The organism is Methylonatrum kenyense, from assembly GCF_023195885.1.
In the GTDB taxonomy this organism is placed as follows: domain Bacteria; phylum Pseudomonadota; class Gammaproteobacteria; order Nitrococcales; family Aquisalimonadaceae; genus Methylonatrum; species Methylonatrum kenyense.
In genome coordinates this window covers 180,091-199,327 of the sequence record NZ_JALPKO010000002.1, presented here as the reverse complement: position 1 = coordinate 199,327, position 19,237 = coordinate 180,091, and the positions used below count along the sequence as shown (strand labels likewise).

At 64.5% G+C, this 19,237-nt stretch carries 11 protein-coding genes; 10 read left to right on the top strand and 1 reads right to left on the bottom strand.

Going from position 1 to position 19,237, the window contains the following annotated elements; genetic code table 11:
- Positions 1–44: 44 nt before the first annotated feature.
- The 8 genes from M0534_RS03045 to M0534_RS03010 all read left to right on the top strand — a co-directional run bounded on the left by M0534_RS03045 (position 45) and on the right by M0534_RS03010 (position 12,765).
- Complete coding sequence (locus M0534_RS03045) at positions 45–2,375, top strand: DNA topoisomerase I (RefSeq protein WP_248566944.1); 2,331 nt, start codon at positions 45–47, stop codon at positions 2,373–2,375.
- 2 nt (positions 2,376–2,377) lie between these two features.
- Complete coding sequence (gene tsaC / locus M0534_RS03040) at positions 2,378–2,941, top strand: L-threonylcarbamoyladenylate synthase type 1 TsaC (RefSeq protein WP_248566943.1); 564 nt, start codon at positions 2,378–2,380, stop codon at positions 2,939–2,941.
- A 306-nt stretch (positions 2,942–3,247) separates the two neighbouring features.
- Positions 3,248–4,171: an oxygen-dependent coproporphyrinogen oxidase gene (gene hemF, locus M0534_RS03035; RefSeq protein WP_248566942.1), complete on the top strand. Its 924-nt coding sequence runs from the start codon at positions 3,248–3,250 to the stop codon at positions 4,169–4,171.
- Between the two features lie 119 nt (positions 4,172–4,290).
- Entirely contained in the window at positions 4,291–4,917 is a 627-nt protein-coding gene (locus tag M0534_RS03030; RefSeq protein ID WP_248567135.1) for a DUF502 domain-containing protein, read from the top strand.
- A gap of 298 nt (positions 4,918–5,215) precedes the next feature.
- Positions 5,216–7,876: a pyruvate dehydrogenase (acetyl-transferring), homodimeric type gene (gene aceE, locus M0534_RS03025; protein ID WP_248566941.1), complete on the top strand. Its 2,661-nt coding sequence runs from the start codon at positions 5,216–5,218 to the stop codon at positions 7,874–7,876.
- Between the two features lie 72 nt (positions 7,877–7,948).
- Positions 7,949–9,613, top strand: a complete 1,665-nt coding sequence (gene aceF, locus M0534_RS03020) for a dihydrolipoyllysine-residue acetyltransferase (protein WP_248566940.1) — start codon at positions 7,949–7,951, stop codon at positions 9,611–9,613.
- 286 nt (positions 9,614–9,899) lie between these two features.
- Positions 9,900–11,663 carry a dihydrolipoyl dehydrogenase gene (lpdA, locus tag M0534_RS03015; RefSeq protein ID WP_248566939.1) on the top strand — a complete coding sequence of 588 codons (1,764 nt, stop codon included), beginning with the start codon at positions 9,900–9,902 and terminating at the stop codon, positions 11,661–11,663.
- Positions 11,664–11,775: 112 nt separating this feature from the next.
- The gene (locus M0534_RS03010; RefSeq protein ID WP_248566938.1) at positions 11,776–12,765 is read left to right on the top strand and encodes a 3-oxoacyl-ACP synthase III family protein; all 990 of its coding nucleotides are present in this window, start codon (positions 11,776–11,778) and stop codon (positions 12,763–12,765) included.
- 21 nt (positions 12,766–12,786) lie between these two features.
- On the opposite strand, the gene M0534_RS03005 is transcribed toward M0534_RS03010, so the two are convergent.
- Complete coding sequence (locus tag M0534_RS03005; RefSeq protein WP_248566937.1) at positions 12,787–13,404, bottom strand: hypothetical protein; 618 nt, start codon at positions 13,402–13,404, stop codon at positions 12,787–12,789.
- A gap of 194 nt (positions 13,405–13,598) precedes the next feature.
- Between M0534_RS03005 and M0534_RS03000 the strand changes: the two genes are divergently transcribed.
- Both M0534_RS03000 and M0534_RS02995 read left to right on the top strand, forming a co-directional pair.
- Complete coding sequence (locus M0534_RS03000; protein WP_248566936.1) at positions 13,599–18,413, top strand: NAD-glutamate dehydrogenase; 4,815 nt, start codon at positions 13,599–13,601, stop codon at positions 18,411–18,413.
- Positions 18,400–19,203: an alpha/beta fold hydrolase gene (locus M0534_RS02995; protein ID WP_248566935.1), complete on the top strand. Its 804-nt coding sequence runs from the start codon at positions 18,400–18,402 to the stop codon at positions 19,201–19,203. The genes M0534_RS03000 and M0534_RS02995 overlap by 14 nt, the downstream gene beginning before the upstream one ends.
- The last annotated feature ends 34 nt before the right edge of the window (positions 19,204–19,237 follow it).

Here is a 19,237-nt window from a genome sequence, read left to right as displayed (position 1 = left end):
GCGGCGAATCATTCCGCCGACCTGTTCCCAGAGCCGATGGAGTTATGAGCAAAAACCTCGTCATCGTCGAGTCGCCGGCCAAGGCCAAGACCATCAACAAGTACCTGGGCAAGGACTTCAAGGTGCTGGCCTCGTACGGCCATGTGCGTGACCTGGTGCCAAAGGAAGGTGCGGTCGATCCCGAGCACGGCTTCTCGATGCGGTACTCGATCATTGACCGCAACAAGAAGCACGTCGACACCATCAGCAAGGCGCTGAAGGATGCCGACACGCTGATGCTGGCCACTGACCCCGACCGCGAAGGCGAGGCGATCTCCTGGCACCTGTACGAGCTGCTGGCCGAGAAAGGCAAGCTCAAGGACAAACAGGTCAAGCGGGTCGTGTTCCACGAGATTACCGAGCGCGCAATCCGCGATGCCATCGACAACGCCCGCGACCTGTCGATGGATCTGGTGAACGCGCAGCAGGCGCGACGGGCGCTGGATTACCTGGTCGGTTTCAACCTGTCACCGCTGCTCTGGCGCAAGATTCACAGTGGTCTTTCCGCTGGCCGCGTGCAGTCGCCGGCGCTGCGCATGATCTGCGAACGCGAAGCCGAGATCGAGGCCTTCGAGCCCCAGGAATACTGGACCATCGAGTCGGACCTTGAGAAGCGGGAGCAGCCGTTCCAGGCCAAGCTCACCCGCTTTGCCGACGAGAAGGTCGAGCAGTTCACGGTCACCAACGAGGACCGTGCGCGGGAGATCGAGCAGACCCTCAGCAGTGCCGGCCAGGACGGGTTGACGGTGCTTAAGGTCGAGCGCAAGCAGCGACGGCGCAACCCGGCGGCACCGTTCACCACCTCGACCCTGCAGCAGGAAGCCTCGCGCAAGCTCGGCTTCGGCGCCCAACGCACGATGCGCGTCGCGCAGCAGCTTTACGAGGGCATCGACATCGGCGGCGAAACCGTCGGCCTGATCAGCTACATGCGCACCGACTCGGTCAATCTGGCCCGCGAGGCGGTGGATGAATTGCGCCAGGTAATCGGCCAGCGCTTTGGCAAGGATAAACTGCCGGACAGCCCGAACGTCTACCGGACCAAGGCCAAGAATGCCCAGGAAGCGCACGAGGCCATCCGTCCGACCGAGGCAGGCCGCCATCCGGAAGATATCGGCAAGCGTCTGTCGGATGACCAGCGGCGCCTGTACGAGCTGATCTGGAAGCGTGCCGTGGCCAGCCAGATGGTGCACGCCACCATCAATACCGTGGGCGTGGACCTCGGCTGCGGCGAGGGCAATGTGCTGCGCGCCACCGGCTCCACCATCGCCGACCCGGGTTTCATGGCCGTCTACCAGGAGGGCGTGGACGACGCCAAGGCCGACAACAACGACCGGATCCTGCCGCCGCTGGAGGAAGGCGAGACGGTCAAATTGCTCCGGATTCGCCCGGAACAGCATTTCACCGAGCCGCCACCCCGCTACAGCGAAGCCAGTCTTGTGCGGACGCTGGAGGACTACGGCATCGGTCGGCCGTCGACCTATGCCAGCATCATCTCGACCCTGCTCAACCGGGAATACGTGGAGCTGGACAGTCGCCGCTTCATTCCCACCTCCATTGGCCGGGTGGTGAACAAGTTCCTCACCGATCACTTCACACGCTACGTGGATTACGACTTCACCGCGCGGCTGGAAGACGAGCTGGATCAGGTGTCGCTTGGCGAGAAGGACTGGATACCGCTGCTCAAGGAGTTCTGGGACCCCTTCAAGGCCCAGGTAGAGGAAAAGAAGGACATCTCTCGTGAAGAGGTGGTCCAGGCCCGGGAGCTCGGCATCGATCCGAAGAGTGGCAAGCCGGTGCAGGTCCGCGTCGGCCGCTATGGCCCGTTCGTGCAGATCGGCACCAAAGACGACGAGGAAAAACCGAAATTTGCGGGCCTGCGTGCCGGCCAGAGCATGGACCACATCACCCTGGATGAGGCCCTGGCGCTGTTCGATCTGCCCCGCAACCTCGGCGAGACCGATGATGGCGAAGAGATCCAGGTGAATATCGGCCGCTTTGGTCCCTATGTCCGCTACGGCAAGAAATTCGTCTCCATCAAGGGCGACGATGATCCGTACACGATCAGTCGCGAACGGGCGCTGGAACTGATCGCCGAGAAGAAGAAGGCGGACGCCGAGCGCACGATCAAGGTGTTCGAGGGGACCGACATCCAGGTGCTGAAGGGCCGCTACGGCCCCTACATCACCAATGGCAAGAAGAACGCCAAGATCCCGAAGGATCAGGAGCCGGAGAAGCTGGACCTGGCAACCTGCGAGGATCTGCTTGCCAAGGCGCCGGAACGCAAGGGTCGCGGCGGCCGCAAGGCCCCGGCGAAGCGCAAGACCGCGAAAAGCTGAGCATGGCGGCCACCTCCCCGCATCGCCTGATTCGGGCCTGCCGCGCGGTTCATCATGGCGGCCTGATCGCCTATCCGACCGAGTCGGTGTTCGGCCTCGGTTGTGATCCCTACAACGCCGCGGCAGTCGCCCGGCTGCTCCAGGTCAAACGGCGCCCCGTGGCCAAGGGCCTGATCGTGCTGGCCAGCCGCTTCGAACAGCTGGAACCGCTGCTGGCACCACTTCCGGCGGAGACCGAAGGCACCATCCTGGCAAGCTGGCCCGGCCCCGTGACCTGGGTACTGCCGGTGCATGCGAAAACGCCGCTGCTGCTCACCGGCGGACGCAATACGCTTGCCGTTCGCGTGACCGCCCATCCGCTGGCAGCAGCGCTTTGCGACATCTGCGGCCCGCTGGTCTCCACTAGTGCCAATCGCAGCGCCGGAAGGCCGGCACGCACCGCGCTGCAGGCCCGCTTGCGGCTCGGCACGGACGTCGACGTCGTGGTTGCCGGCGCAGTCGGCGACAGCCCGAACCCCACCGAAATTCGCGACGGCCTCAGCGGCGAGATTTTGCGCGCGGGTTAACGCAACACTGACTTATTTCCACGTCTGCGCCCGAAACCGGTTTCAGTGCTTCCTGAAGGACTCAATCACCATTGCGGCTACAAAGGTCCGTAAAAGACCTGCACTGGTATCATGCTGGCCAACGTTCGTCAGTGACCGGTAGGCCGCGGGGCGGGGACGGCTCGAGACCGGAAACGCCATGAACTCATCCATGAGGGCTCGACGGCCGCGTCCATGCGGCCGACGTTCCTCCGTCGAGCCGTCCCCGCCCCGCTTGTCGCTGTCCTGATGCCCCATGCCATTAGCCATAACCGAGGAAGTCCTTCGATGAGCCATCCGGATCCATCCGCCGTCCGCCAGTATCTGCTCGAGCTTCAGGACCGCATCAGTGGCGAACTGGAAGAGGACGACGGCCAGGCACGGTTTCAGGAGGAACTCTGGGATCGCAGCGAGGGCGGCGGCGGGCGCTCGCGGATTCTGCGCGACGGTGCGGTGCTGGAACAGGGTGGCGTGGGCTTTTCCCATGTCTTCGGCGAGACGCTGCCACCGGCCGCCACGGCACAGCGGCCGGAGCTGGCGGGCCGTGCGTGGCAGGCCATGGGCGTGTCACTGGTAATTCACCCGCGCAACCCCTATGCACCCACGTCGCATGCCAATATCCGCTTCTTCCTTGCCGAAAAACACGGCGAACCGCCGGTCTGGTGGTTCGGCGGCGGCTTTGACCTGACGCCCTATTACGGTTTCGACGAGGATGCCGTTCACTGGCACCGCGAGGCCAAGGCCGCCTGCGAGCCCTTCGGCGAGGACGTCTACCCCCGCTACAAGGCCTGGTGTGACGAATACTTCCACATGCCGCATCGGGGCGAGCAGCGCGGCATCGGCGGCCTGTTCTTCGATGACCTTAACGACTGGGGCTTCGAGCGCAGCTTCGCCTTCATGCGCTCGGTGGGCGATCACTACCTGCCGGCCTACCGGCCGATCCTGCAGCGCCGGCACACCATGGCCTATGGCGAACGGGAACGCGACTTCCAGCTTTACCGGCGTGGCCGCTACGTGGAATTCAACCTGCTCTGGGACCGCGGCACAAAGTTCGGCATCCAGTCCGGCGGCCGCACCGAATCGATCCTCATGTCACTGCCGCCGCTGGCCCGCTGGGAATACGGCTGGACGCCCGAGCCCGGCAGCGACGAGGAACGGCTGTACACGCGCTTCCTGCAACCGCGGGATTGGCTGGCCGCGGAACCGGACTAAAGGTGTTGGCCTGACCGGGGATCTCGACGCGGCATGCCGTACCTCGGGACCCAACGGCTGCTGTAGACTCAAGGCCGATCCTGTCACCGCCGGAGAGACTCTCGATGGACAAGACCGCGATGCGTTTCGTCGGCACCACGTTCCTGAAGGGGCTGGCTGCCGTACTGCCAATCATCGTCACGATCTACCTGATCATCTGGTTGGCCACGCTGCTGGAGTCGGTGATCGGCGGCATGGTGTCCTGGCTGCTCCCCGCCTATTTCCCGGGCCTCGGATTACTGGTGGCCATCGGCGGCATCTTCGTGGTCGGTATCCTGCTCAACGCCTGGCTGGTGCGTGCGGTGTTCGAGCTCGGCGAGCGGATCATGCACCGGATTCCGCTGGTCAAAACCGTCTACGGTGCGGTGCAGGACCTGATGGGGTTTTTCTCGCGCACTGCTGATCACCAGGCCAGCCAGGTCGTGATGGTCCATGTCGAGATCGCCGGCGTTCCGGCCCGCCTGATCGGCGTGGTCACGCGGGAGGACTTCGAGGGCCTGCCGGACGGGCTGGGCCTGCCGGACCACATCGCCGTCTACCTGCCGATGAGTTACCAGATCGGTGGCTACACGGTGGTTCTGCCGCGGGACAAGGTCACGCCGGTGGACATGAGCATCGACGAGGCCATGCGTTATGCGGTGACAGCGGGAATGTCGGTGACACCGGCCGGCCGCGGTTCGATTAATTCCGCCACGGAACAAGGCTAATTCTCGCACGGGGATGATCCCTGTCTGGTAATGCCGCGGCCCCGCACCTACCATGAAAAAGACGGTGAACCGGGTTCAGCGGACAATCGACGCAATGGTCGCTGCCCGTGCCCGGCAGCACTTGGCAAATAACAAACCAGAAGGCGGTCGCGCGGCACTGACCCCGGACCGCCCCTAAAGCCACTGCGGCACCCCGACAATCCAGGATCCGGCCCACAAGGCTGCCTGCCCTGGCTCATCCAGACACCTGGGTGAGCCATGATTTCCCGGTGTCGCAGACAACCCAAGAGGTGATGCGATGGCTGCAGTACCGGAGGATATTGATCCGCAGGAAACGCAGGAATGGCTGGAGGCCCTTGAGGCCGTCATCGCCAACGAAGGGGCGGAACGCGCCCACTACCTGCTGGAATCCCTCGTCGACAAGGCCCGCCGTCGTGGCGGCCACATTCCCTTCAAGGCCACCACGGCCTATCTAAACACCATCCCGCCACACATGGAGCAGCGATCACCGGGCGACCACGCCCTGGAATGGCGGTTGCGCTCGTTCATTCGCTGGAATGCGATGGCAATGGTGCTGCAGGCAAACAAGGAACGCGAGGGCATCGGCGGTCATATCGCCAGTTTTGCATCCAGTGCGACCCTGTACGACATCGGTTTCAACCATTTCTGGCATGCGCCGAGCGAGCAGCACGGTGGCGACATGGTCTTCATCCAGGGCCATTCGGCGCCCGGCGTCTACGCCCGCTCCTACCTGGAAGGCCGCCTGAGCGAAGAGGATATTCACGGCTTCCGCCAGGACGTCGGTGGTCCCGGCGTCACGTCCTATCCGCATCCCTGGCTGATGCCGGATTACTGGCAGTTCCCCACCGTGTCCATGGGCCTTGGCCCGATCATGGCCATCTACCAGGCCCGGTTCATGAAATACCTGCATGACAGGGGCATTGTCGACACCTCGGGCCGCAAGGTCTGGGCCTTCATGGGTGACGGCGAGATGGACGAGCCGGAATCCCTGGGCGCCATCGATGTGGCCGCGCGGGAAGGGCTGGACAACCTGGTGTTCGTGGTCAACTGCAACCTGCAGCGTCTGGACGGACCCGTGCGCGGCAACAGCAAGATCATCCAGGAGCTGGAGGGCGAATTCCGTGGCACGGGCTGGAACGTGCTGAAGGTCATCTGGGGTTCCGGCTGGGACAACCTGCTGGCCAAGGACCGGACCGGCCTGCTGCAGAAGCGCATGGAGGAATGCGTCGACGGCGAGTACCAGAACTTCAAGGCCAAGGGCGGGGCCTACACCCGCGAGCATTTCTTCGGCAAGTACCCGGAGCTGAAGGATCTGGTCTCCAACATGTCGGACGACGAGATCTACCGCTTGTCCCGCGGCGGACATGACCCGCACAAGGTCTATGCCGCCTACCACGCTGCGATGAACCATACCGGTCAGCCCACCGTGATCCTGGCGAAGACGGTCAAGGGTTACGGCATGGGCTCCTCCGGCGAAGGCCAGAACATCACCCACCAGCAGAAGAAGATGGGGCTGGAGGCGCTGAAGGAATTCCGCGACCGCTTCGACATCCCGGTGGCTGACGAAGACCTGGAGAAGACACCGTTCTACAAGCCGGCCGATGACAGTCCGGAAATGAAGTACCTGCGGGAACGGCGTGAAGCGCTGGGCGGTTATCTGCCGCAGCGCCGTCGCGAGGCCGAACCGCTGAAGGTGCCCGAACTGTCCGCCTTCGATCTGCTGCTGAAGGACACCGGCGAGCGCGAGATGTCGACCACAATGGCCTATGTGCGCATCCTGTCGATCCTGGCGCGGGACAAAAATCTGGCCAAGCACATCGTGCCCATCGTGCCCGACGAGGCCCGCACCTTCGGCATGGAAGGCCTGTTCCGCCAGCTCGGCATCTACTCCTCGGTGGGTCAGCTCTACACCCCGGAAGACGCCGACCAGCTGATGCTCTACAAGGAGAGCAAGGACGGCCAGATCCTGCAGGAAGGCATCAACGAGGCCGGCGCCATGAGCTCCTGGGTGGCAGCCGGCACCGCCTACTCGAATCACGGCGTGAACATGATCCCGTTCTACGCCTTTTATTCGATGTTCGGCTTCCAGCGGGTCGGCGACCTGGCCTGGGCCGCCGGCGACATGCGCGCCCGCGGCTTCCTGATGGGCGGCACCGCCGGACGCACCACGCTGAACGGCGAGGGTCTGCAGCACCAGGACGGCCACAGCCTGCTGCAGGCGGCGCTGATTCCGAACTGCATCGCCTATGACCCGACCTTCCCCTACGAGATGGCCGTGGTGATCCACGACGGCCTGCGCCGCATGTACCAGGAGCAGGAGAACGTCTACTACTACATCACGATGATGAACGAGAACTACGGCCAGCCGGCCATGCCCAAGGGCGCCGAGGAAGGCATCCGGCGCGGCATGTACCTGTTCAAGGCCGGCGGTCGCGGCAAGACCCGGGTGCAGTTGATGGGCTCGGGGACGATCTTCCGCGAGGTGATCGCCGCCGCCGAGCTGCTGAAGAAGGACTGGAAAGTGGACGCCGACCTGTGGGGCTGCCCCTCGTTCAACGAACTGCGGCGGGACGGCATGTCCGTGGACCGCTGGAACATGCTGCACCCGGACAAGAAGCCGAAGACATGCTGGGTCGAGGACCAGCTCAAGGATCGCAAGGGGCCGGCGATTGCCGCGACCGACTACATGCGGGCCTATCCGGAACAGATCCGGCCGCATCTGGGTGAACGGCGCTTCGTCACACTCGGTACCGACGGCTTCGGTCGCTCCGACACCCGCGAGCAGTTGCGACGCTTCTTCGAGGTGGACCGGTACTACGTCACCGTGGCCGCGCTCAAGGCCCTGGCCGACGAGGGCCAGATCGACGGCAAGACCGTGGCTGCCGCAATCAAGCAGTACGGCGTCGATCCCGAAAAGCCGATGCCGACCACGGTCTGAAGCGCGCGATTCCCGTTTTCGCGCGGGGCCGGCCACCAGGCCGCCCCGCCGCAACTGCAAGGAACAGGCGTCATGGCGACGACAACAATCAAGGTGCCCGACATCGGTGATTTCGACGAAGTCGATGTGATCGAAGTCCTGGTGGCCGAGGGTGACACGGTAGAGGCGGAACAGAGCCTCATCACACTGGAATCCGACAAGGCCACGATGGAAGTGCCGGCCAGTGCGGGCGGCAAGGTGGCGAAACTGCTGGTCAAGGTCGGCGACAAGGTCTCCGAAGGAACAGCCATTGTCGAGGTCGAGGTGGCCGGCGACGGTGATCAGTCGGGCGGTGAGACGCCGGCCGAGGCAGCAGCCGAGGACGCGGGAAAACAGGAAACGGCGTCCGCTACCAGCGACGACGGCGGCAGTCAGACCGTCAACGTACCGGACATCGGCGACTTCGACGAAGTCGACGTGATCGAAGTCCTTGTGGCCGAGGGGGACCAGGTCGAGACCGAACAGAGCCTGATCACGCTGGAGTCCGACAAGGCCACCATGGAGGTTCCCGCGCCGGCGGCCGGCACGGTCAAGGCGTTGCTGATCAAGGTCGGCGACAAGGTCGCCGAAGGCACGCCGATCCTGGAATTGAGCGGCGGTGATACTGGTAAGGCGGCTTCTTCGCCGGCGCCGGCCACGGACAAGCCGGCCGAGCAGCCGGCGGCGGCAAACGGAAAGACCTCCGAATCAACAGCGGCGAAACCCACCGATCACCAGCTCTACCAGCTGGAGGCGGACGCCGCGCCGGTGCCGGTCCAGACCATCGACAGCGATGGCCACCGCCTGGCGCATGCTTCACCGGCAGTCCGGCGCTATGCCCGCGAACTGGGCGTGGACCTGTCCGGCCTGTCAGGCACCGGGCGCAAGGGCCGCATCCTTCGCGAGGACGTGCAGCAATTCGTCAAGCAGGCAGTGAAACAGGCTGGTAGTGGCGCAGGGGCGGCGCCGGCGGCGGGCGGCATGGGCATCCCGCCGATCCCCGAGGTGGATTTCAGCAAGTTCGGCGAGGTCGAGGAGCAGCCGCTGTCCCGGATCAAGCAGAAATCCGGGCCGCACCTGCACCGGTCCTGGCTGAACGTGCCCCACGTCACGCAGTTCGACGAGGCGGACATCACCGACCTGGAGGCCTTCCGCAAGGCGGAGAAGGCGGCCGCCGAGAAGGCCGGCGTCAAGCTCACGCCACTGGCCTTCCTGGTCAAGGCCTCGGCGTCGGCGCTGCGCGCCTTCCCGGACTTCAACAGCAGCCTGAAGCCGGACGGCACGGCACTGATCGTCAAGCACTACGTCAATATCGGCGTCGCGGTGGATACGCCGAACGGGCTGGTGGTGCCGGTGATCAAGGACGCCGACACGAAGGGCATCTTCGACATCGCCCGCGACCTCGGCGAGATCAGCGCCAAGGCCCGCGACGGCAAGCTCGGCCCGGGCGACATGCAGGGCGGCACCTTCAGCATCTCGAGTCTCGGCGGCATCGGCGGCACGGCATTCACGCCGATCGTCAACGCGCCAGAAGTCGCAATCCTCGGTGTCTCGCGCTCGGACCTGAAACCGAAATGGAACGGCAAGGAGTTCGAGCCCCGGCTGATGCTGCCGCTGTCGCTGTCCTACGACCACCGGGTGATCGACGGCGCCGCCGCCGCCCGCTTCACGAGCCATCTGAGCGGCCTGCTGGGGGATCTGCGGCGGCTGGTGCTGTAGTTGTTGGGTGCCGGGCAGGCAGGGAGGAGGCTACCGTCGCGGGACGCTGTGAATACGTCCTGTACGCTCGACGGCGGCTTCCCTGCCGCCGACGCCCGCGCCGGCAGCCTCCTCCCCACCTGCTGAACGTTTCGGAGGAAGCTGCCGCGAAACAGACGGAACGGCTTCGAACCAGGCATTACCGAAGTCGCCTGGCTGGATGAACCACCACATCGAAGCCGCAGACACAGAACGCACCAAAAGCGCTGGTTCGTAAACGGAGAACCGGCTGATTAAGGAATCGGACATGGCGAACGAAACGATCAAGGTGCCGGACATCGGCGATTTCGATGCGGTCGATGTCATTGAAGTGCTGGTCGCCGAGGGCGACGAGGTAGCCGCGGAGCAGTCGCTGATCACCCTCGAATCCGACAAGGCCACGATGGAAGTGCCCGCCGACCGGGCCGGCAAGGTCAGCAAACTGCTGGTCAAGGTCGGTGACAAGGTCGCCGAAGGCACGCCGATTCTGGAGCTGGACGCCGCATCCGACGCGGCCGCCTCATCCGAACCAGCTGAGGAAACGGCACCAGCGGCCAGGCCGGCAGAGTCGGAAAAGCCCGCCGACGAACCCGCGCCGACAGCGGCCACGAGCGAAGCGCCCTCGGATGCGGATTGTGATGTGGTCGTGGTCGGCGCCGGGCCGGGTGGCTACACCGCCGCGTTCCGCGCCGCCGATCTCGGCCTGAAGGTGATCCTGGTGGAGCGCTACCCGACCCTGGGCGGCGTCTGCCTCAATGTCGGCTGCATCCCCTCCAAGGCCCTGCTGCATGTCGGACACATCATGGACACCGCAGCCGCGTTCAAGGATCACGGCATTGTCTTCAACAAGCCGAAGATCGAACTGGACAAGCTGCGTTCCTGGAAGGACTCGGTGATCGGCAAGCTCACCGGCGGCCTCGCCGGCATGGCCAAGAAGCGCAAGGTGGAGAGCGTCACCGGGATCGCCCGCTTCACTGGCAGCCACGCCCTGAACGTGAAGGGCGAGGATGGCGAACGCACGATCCGCTTCAGGCACGCGATCGTCGCCGCCGGCTCGCGGCCGGTGATGCCGCCGGGCATGGACCTGGACGATCCGCGGGTCATGGATTCCACCGGCGCCCTGAAACTCGAGGAAATCCCGAAACGGTTGCTGGTCATCGGTGGTGGCATCATCGGGCTGGAAATGGCCACCGTCTACGAGGCCTTGGGCTCGAAGATCACCGTGGTCGAGATGCTGGACCGCATCATGGTCGGCGCCGACAAGGATCTGATCCGACCCTACGAGAAACGCATCCGCGGCCGCTACGAAAACGTCTTCCTCAAGGCCAAGGTCACTGGCATGGAGGCCCAGAAGAAGGGTATCAAGGTGTCCTTCGAGGGCGAGGGCGTGCCGGACACCGACACCTTCGACCGGGTGCTGGTCTCGGTCGGCCGCCGGCCAAACGGCGATCAACTGGACCTCGAGGCCGCCGGCCTGCAGCACGATGGCGGCTTCATCAGCGTCGATGAGCAGATGCGCAGCGCGGTGCCGCACATCTTCGCCATCGGCGACATCGTCGGACAGCCGATGCTGGCGCACAAGGCCACCCATGAAGGCAAGGTGGCGGCCGAGGTCATCGCCGGCGAGAAGAGCGCCTTCGATGCGCGGGTCATCCCGTCGGTGGCCTACACCGATCCGGAAGTCGCCTGGGTCGGACTGACCGAGGAACAGGCAAAGGAACAGGGCGTCGAGGTGGAAAAGGGCGTCTTCCCCTGGGCTGCCAGCGGTCGGGCGCTTGCCATGGGCCGCGACGAGGGCCTGACCAAGCTGCTGTTCAGCAAGGACACCGGACGCCTTATCGGCGGTGCGGTGCTTGGTCCCAATGCCGGCGACGTGATCGGCGAGATCTGCCTGGCCATCGAGATGGGGGCCGAGGCCGCCGACATCGGGCTCACGGTCCATCCGCACCCGACCCTGATCGAAACCGTGGGGATGGCGGCGGAAGCCGCAGAGGGTACGATTACCGACCTGTACATGCCGAAAAAGCGTTGACGGACATTCAGTTCGCGCCCGTCAACCGGGATCCCGGAGAACCGTGGCGTTGCTTGCGGCACCTGGAATGCTTTTCTGGCATGACCATGAACGCCGGACCTTGATGAGCTGAATGCATCCGCGAATCATCGCTGCCGCCCACTATGTGCCCGAGCGCCTGGTCAGCAATGCCGAGCTGAATGCGCGGTTCGCAGCGCTCGGCAAACCCGAGGTGATCGGCAAGTTCGAAGCCAGCAGCGGAATCCTGCAGCGCTGGTACGCGCCCGACGACTGGGCGACGTCCGATCTTGCCCTGCCGGCGGCACGCGAGGCACTGCAACGGGCCGGACGGAAGGCCGAGGATGTCGATCTGCTGATCGTCGGCACCGACTCCCCCGACTACATTACCCCGGCAACCTCCACCGTCCTCCAGCACAAGCTTGGCGCGGTCAACGCCGGTACATTCGACGTCGGCTGCGCCTGTGCCTCGTTTCCGACCGGTATCGCCACCGCGGCGGGTCTGCTGCAGGGGCGGACAGGTATCAGAACCGTCCTGGTCGTCGGCGCCTACATGATGCGCAAGCTGGCCGACCCGAATGACCCGATGATCTTCTTTTATGGCGACGGCGCCGGTGCGGCGGTCATGGAACTGGATGACGCGCCGGGCTACCTCGGTGCCGCGTTCCGCGCCGACGGTGCCTACTCGGGAAGCTGGGGGATCTATGCCGGCGGCACTGCCGAGCCGGTCAACACCGAGGCGTTGGCCGCTGGCCGCACGCAGGTTCGGCTGATCGAACGCTATCCGCCGGAGATCAATGACGACGGCTGGCCCAGGCTGTTCGAGCAACTCTGTATCAATACCGGCATCAGCGTGGGCGATGTCGACCACCTGATCTTCACCCAGGTCCGCCGTAACACCATCGAGCTGGTGGCGGAACGCATCGGGCTGCCGCTGGAAAAGGCCCCCTTGATCATGGACCGCTGCGGATACACCGGCTCGGCCTGCATTCCGATGGCCCTGTCCGAAGGCCAGAACAGCGGCCGCATGCGGGCCGGCGACCTGGTGGTGATGATCGGCTCGGGCGTGGGATTCAATCAGGCGGCCGTGGCCCTGCGACTCTGATCACCGCGATGGATTGGCGACTCAGGCGCCGAGGCGATCCAGCAGGGCCTTGAAACAGGCCTCCACCTGGGTCCGCTCGCGCTGCCGGATGGCCTTGGCCTGCTCTTGTCCGATCTTTTCGGACAATGTCTCAAGCAGCCCAGCCTGCACCGCGCATTCTCGCGCGCTGTCGGCTTCGACCTGCAACAAGGCCTGAAGAAACGGTGTGTCCGGGCGCTGCTCCTCGGGTATGAACGGTGCAAACCGGACCACATCCAGCAGTGCATGGCTTAGCGCGAGGTACCGATAGAACAGTTCCTGGTCCGCCAGCAAGCCCTGCAGGTACAGCGCTGCGCCTGTCCGGTTCCACAACTCCAGGTTGAGATTCGTGGCTTCCATGTAAAGCAGCGGATTGGACGACCACGCAGTCGCCTTGCCCAGCAGCGTTGCCAGTTCGACTTCCTTGAAATACTGCTGGTGCAGTGCCTGATGTGACGGTGCATCGGTGCCCTGCAGCTCGGCGTGGGCCAGCACCGCGCTGTTGATGGCCTTCACCGATTGCACGAACAGCGTGATCCGCGTTTGATCATCGGGATGCACGCTGCCGCGCGCGAAGCGCTCCGTCAGCCGTTCCCGTGTTGCCTTGTCGACGATGGCCATGACGTCCCCAGCTTTACCCTGTCCAGACAGTTTGCTACCGACCGGCCTGCCAGCCAAACTCGGGGCAGGGAGGTGCCGTCCGCTCGCAGATGGCTCGAGACCAGCCACTGCGGCGCGCCGCCGGTGAATCCCGAGAATGATAAGCATCATCGGCCGGTCCTGGATGGACCTGCGCCGGCACGCGGGGGAGCAACATGCAGCACAGCGCCGAAGAGTACAAGCGTCGCAGCCTGGCCGCGGTCATCGACCGGATCCGCCAGAAGTGGCCGGATCACACGGTACCACTGCTGGAAGTCCTGGTTGCCCAGTATTTCCGGCGTGTGCCGGCGGACGACCTGCGCCAGCGCAAGTCCGAGAACCTGTACGGCATGACTGCGGCCCACTGGACCCTGGGCCGGCAACGCCGCCCCGGCCTGGTGCGAACCCAGGTGATCAACCCCACCCCGGACCGGCATGGCTGGGAGTCCAGTCACACCATCCTTCAGATCGTGGTGGATGACCAGCCGTTCCTGGTCGATTCCATCGCCATGGCACTGAATCGACGGGGCCTGACCATCCATCTCACGATCCACCCGATCCTCAGGGTCCGGCGCGATGATGACGACGAGATTCAAGAACTGTTTGCCGACGACAGCAATGACCAGGCCCAATCCGAAGCCTGGATGCATTTCGAAGTGGACCGGATCGCCGACGAGGAGGGCCGCAGGGCGCTGCAGAACGACGTAAAGGCCGTCATCGACCAGTGCCGTGTGGTGGTCAATGACTGGCTGCCCATGCGCCAGCGAATGCAGACGGTACTCGACGGCCTGGGCGAACCCCGGGACCGGGAAGGCGAGGAGATACACGCCTTCCTGCAGTGGCTGATCGCCGAGCATTTCACCTACCTCGGCTACCGCCACTACCGGCTGCAGAAGCAGGGCCGCGAGTACCGGTTGAGCGGTGATCCGGAGTCGGCACTGGGACTGCTGCGCGGTGGCGACGAAGATGGCACCAGGCGCCTCAGCAAGCTGCCGAAGGACATTCGTGCCAAGGCACTGGAACCCGATCGCCTGGTGCTGACCAAGTCGGCACATCGCTCGCCGGTGCACCGCCCGGGATACATGGACCACGTCGGCATCAAGGAGCTCGACGACAAGGGACGGGTCATCGGCGAGCACCGTTTTCTCGGCCTCTACACCTCATCGGCCTACAGCAGAAATCCACGCGAAATCCCGCTGTTGCGGCGGAAACTGGACGCGGTACGGCGAATGGCGGGGCTGCCAGCCAACAGTCACTCCGGCAAGGCATTGAACAATCTGCTCGAGACGTATCCGCGGGATGAGCTGTTCCAGAGCGACACCGAAACCCTTTACCGCATCAGCATGGGAATTCTGCACCTGCAGGAACGGCAACGGGTGCGGCTGTTCGTGCGCGAGGACACCTATCGCCGCTTCGTTTCCTGTCTCGTCTATGCGCCCAGGGACCGCTATGACAGCAGCGTCCGCCGCCGCATGCAGCAGGAGCTGGAACAGGCGTTCGCCTCCACCCGCAGCGAGTTCTCGGTGAATCTGTCAGAAGCGGTGCTGGCCCGGATTCATTTCCTGCTGCATGTCTCCGACCACCGGATTCCGGAGGTCGACCTGGAGGCACTGGAACAGCGCCTGGCACATGCCGCCAGGGACTGGTGCGATGAACTGCATGATGCGCTGCTGGACTACTACGGCGAGGCCGACGGCAACCATTTGTTCGACCTGTACGGCCAGGCCTTCAGCGCCGCCTACCGCGAGGACACCAGTGCCCGTACCGGCGCCCAGGACGTGGCCCGGCTTGAATCGCTGGATCCGGAGCATGATCTGCAGATCATGCTCTACCGGCCGCTGGAGGCACCGGAAGAACTGATCCGCCTGCGCCTGTACCGTTTTGGCGAGGCCATTCCGCTGTCCGACGTGCTGCCGTTGTTGGAAAACTTGGGGCTGCGGGTTGTCGATGAACGCCCCTACACCATTCATCTGCGCACCCGGACCCACTGGATCCATGATTTCGGCCTGCTCGACTCCGGCGCCAATGCACCCGACCTCGATCAGATCCGGGAACTATTCGAAAGCGGATTCGATGCGATCTGGCATGGCCGGGTCGAGAACGACGGGTTCAACCGCCTGTTGCTAGCGGCTCGATTGGGTTGGGCTGAAATCATGATTCTGCGTGCCTACGGCCGCTACCTGCGGCAGGCCGGTACCACGTTCAGCCAGGCCTACATCGAGGACACCCTGGTCGGGAACCCGCGGATTGCCCGGCTGCTGGTGCGGCTTTTTCACTACCGGCTGGATCCGGATCGGTTCGATGACAAGCGTGCCGCGCGGGTCGCCGAACAGGTCGAGCTGGCCCTGGCCGAGGTGCCAAGCCTGGATGAGGACCGCATACTGCGACGCCTGCTGGCGGCCATACAGGCCACCCTGCGCACCAGCTTCTACCAGGAAGCCAGCGACGACGAGGCACTCAGTCTGAAACTCACGCCAGCGGCCATTCCGGATATGCCGGAGCCACACCCTGCTTTCGAGATCTACGTGTATTCGCCGCGAGTCGAGGGCGTCCATCTTCGTGGCGGCAAGGTCGCCCGCGGTGGTCTGCGCTGGTCGGAAAGGAAGGAGGATTTCCGCACCGAGGTGCTTGGCCTGATGAAGGCGCAGATGGTGAAGAACGCGGTCATCGTGCCGCTTGGCGCCAAGGGCGGGTTCGTCGCCCGCCAGCTTCCGGAGGAGCGCGAGGCCCAACTCGACGAAGTACGGACCTGCTACCGGCTGTTCATTCGTGCGCTGCTGAACATCACCGACAACTACCCGGGCGGAAAGGTCACGCCACCGCCGCGCGTCGTGCGCCAGGATGATGATGACCCCTATCTGGTGGTGGCGGCGGACAAGGGCACGGCGACATTCTCCGATACCGCCAACGCCATTGCCGCCGACTACGGTTTCTGGCTTGGCGACGCCTTCGCCTCCGGCGGCAGCAACGGCTATGACCACAAGAAAATGGGCATCACTGCACGCGGCGCCTGGGTGGCGGTACGGCGCCACTTCCGCGAGATGGACCACGATATCCAGACGACGCCGTTCAGCGTCATCGGGGTCGGCGACATGTCCGGCGACGTGTTCGGCAACGGCATGCTCCTGTCACGTCAGATCCGCCTGGTCGCCGCCTTCGATCACCGGCACATATTCCTGGACCCGGATCCCGACCCCGAACGCAGCTTCCGCGAGCGACAGCGGCTGTTCGATCTGGCCCGGTCCTCCTGGGACGACTATGACCGTGAACAACTATCCGAGGGTGGCGGGGTATTTCCGCGCACCGCCAAATCAGTGGAGCCCTCCGCCAGGGCCTGCAAGGCACTTGGCATTGCCCCGGGACCGCTAACCCCCGCCGAGTTGATACAGGCCATTCTTCGCGCGCCGGTGGACCTGTTCTGGAATGGCGGGATTGGCACGTATGTGAAGGCCAGCAGCGAGACGCACCCGGATGTCGGCGACCGCAGCAACGACGCCGTGCGGGTCAATGCCGATGAGCTCCGGTGCCGCGTGATCGGCGAGGGCGGTAATCTGGGCGTGACCCAGCGGGCACGCATCGAATTTGCCCGTGCCGGTGGGCGGATCAATACCGACGCCATCGATAACGTTGGGGGCGTGGACTGCTCGGACCACGAGGTCAACATCAAGATTCTGCTCAACGGCCTGGTGGAAAATGGCGAATTGACCGAACCCCAGCGCAATCGACTGCTGGCCGAGATGAGCGACGAAGTGGCTGAACTGGTGCTGCTGGACAACGACCGGCAGACCGAATCACTGAGCATCATGCAGGCCAGGGCGCCGCAGTTGCTGGCCGAACACTCCCGGCTGATCCGGGATATGGAGGCATCCGGGCGCCTCAACCGGGAGCTGGAGGCCTTGCCGGGTGAACGGCAGATCGCGGAATGGCTGGCTGTCGGCCACGGTCTGACCCGGCCGGAAACCGCGGTGTTGCTGGCCCACGCCAAGCTGGCCGGCTACGAGGCGCTGATCGAGACCGATCTGCCTGAGGACCCGGATCTGCAGGACACGCTCTACAGCTACTTCCCAAGCGCCCTGCGCGAGCAATATGGCGAATACCTGCCGGCACATCGCCTGCGCCGGGAAATCGTCGCCACCCAGATTGCCAACGAACTGTTCAACCGGCTTGGGGCCAGTGTCTTGCTGCGCCTCAACGAGAAGGCTGGCGCCACCGGCGAGGCGGCGGCCCGGGCCTATTTCATCGCCCGCCGGGTATTCGGCCTCGATGCGCTGTGGGCCGCGATCGATCAGCTCAATCATCAGGTCTCCGGCCAGACCCAGACCGAGCTTCGGCTTGCGGTGCTTGATGTGGTCGAGGCCGTGGTGCTGTGGCTGGTTCGCCACTTCAACGGCGAGCAGGCTATCGCCGAAGCCGTGGCACGCCTGCAGCGACCGGTGGCGGAACTGGAGACAAGGTTGGCGGAGTTGCTTCCGGCAGACGATCAGGCCTACCTCGGCGAGTGCGCGACGGAATGGCGCGATGCCGGGGTTCCGGATGCCCTGGCGCAGCGGATCGTACAGCTTGAACCGTTGTCTTCTGCACTCGATATCACCCTGATGGCCGAGGATACGGCAGCTCCCCTGACCCTGGCGGCGGAACTTTATTTCCGGCTGGCAGCAGAACTGGAATTACGCTGGCTTGCGGCGAACATCCAGCAACTGCCCGGCGACGACCCGTGGCAGGAACGCTTCCGTAGCGGACTGCAGGACGGCCTGGGGGAAGCAAGGCGCCAGCTCGCCACAGCCCTGCTGCAGCAACAGGATCGGGCCGAAAACGGAGCGGCACTGCTCGAGACATGGCGGGCAGAACAGGCCAGGGCACTGTTCCGCCTGCAACACACGCTGCAGGACCTGCGCGCGGCCGGAACACCGACCGCCGCAATGTTGAGCGTGACGGTCCAGGACCTGCAGGACCTGGCCAATCGGACGGCGCAGGCCCATGTCGATGCCTGAAGCGGTCGCGCTGCAGTTCCAGCAGCATGGTGAACCCGACTCCGAGCCCCTGATGCTGCTGCACGGACTCTACGGTTCGGGCAGCAACTGGGCACGGATCGCCCCAACGCTGGCGGAGCGCTTTCGGGTCATCGTACCCGACCTGCGCAACCACGGCGTCAGTCCGCATCATGCGGAAATGAGCTATCCGGCGATGGTCGCCGATGTGCTGGCCCTGCTGGACCTGCTGGACATCGAGCGGGCCCATATCCTGGGCCACAGCATGGGCGGCAAGGTGGCGATGCACTGCGCGCTGCAGGCCGAGCATCGGCTGCGGCGCCTGATTATCGCCGACATGGCGCCACGTGCCTATGATGGCGTCGAACACCAGTCGATCATCGATGCGATGCGGCAACTGGACCTGACCACGCTGAAATCCCGCCGGGACGCCGACCAGGCGCTGGCCGCTGCGGTCCCGGTTCAGGCCGTGCGACAGTTTCTGCTGACCAATCTGCAACGCCGCGACAAGGACTGGTGCTGGCGTTTGCCGCTGGCCACCCTGCGTGACCAGTTAGCCGCCATTGTGGGCTGGTCCACGGCCGGGGAATCCTTCGATGGCCCGACCCTGTTCCTGCACGGCGGACGCTCGGATTACCTGGGTCCAGGAGACCAGGCCGCAATAGAAACACTGTTTCCCCGGGCCCGCCTGCGCTGCATGGAAAACTGCGGGCACTGGCTGCACGTGGAAGACCCGACGACTTTCGGCGAAGAAGTCATCCATTTCCTCGAGAATAGCGTGGAATCTGGTTGATGAAATGCGTTCCACAATATGGAATGGTTGCTGG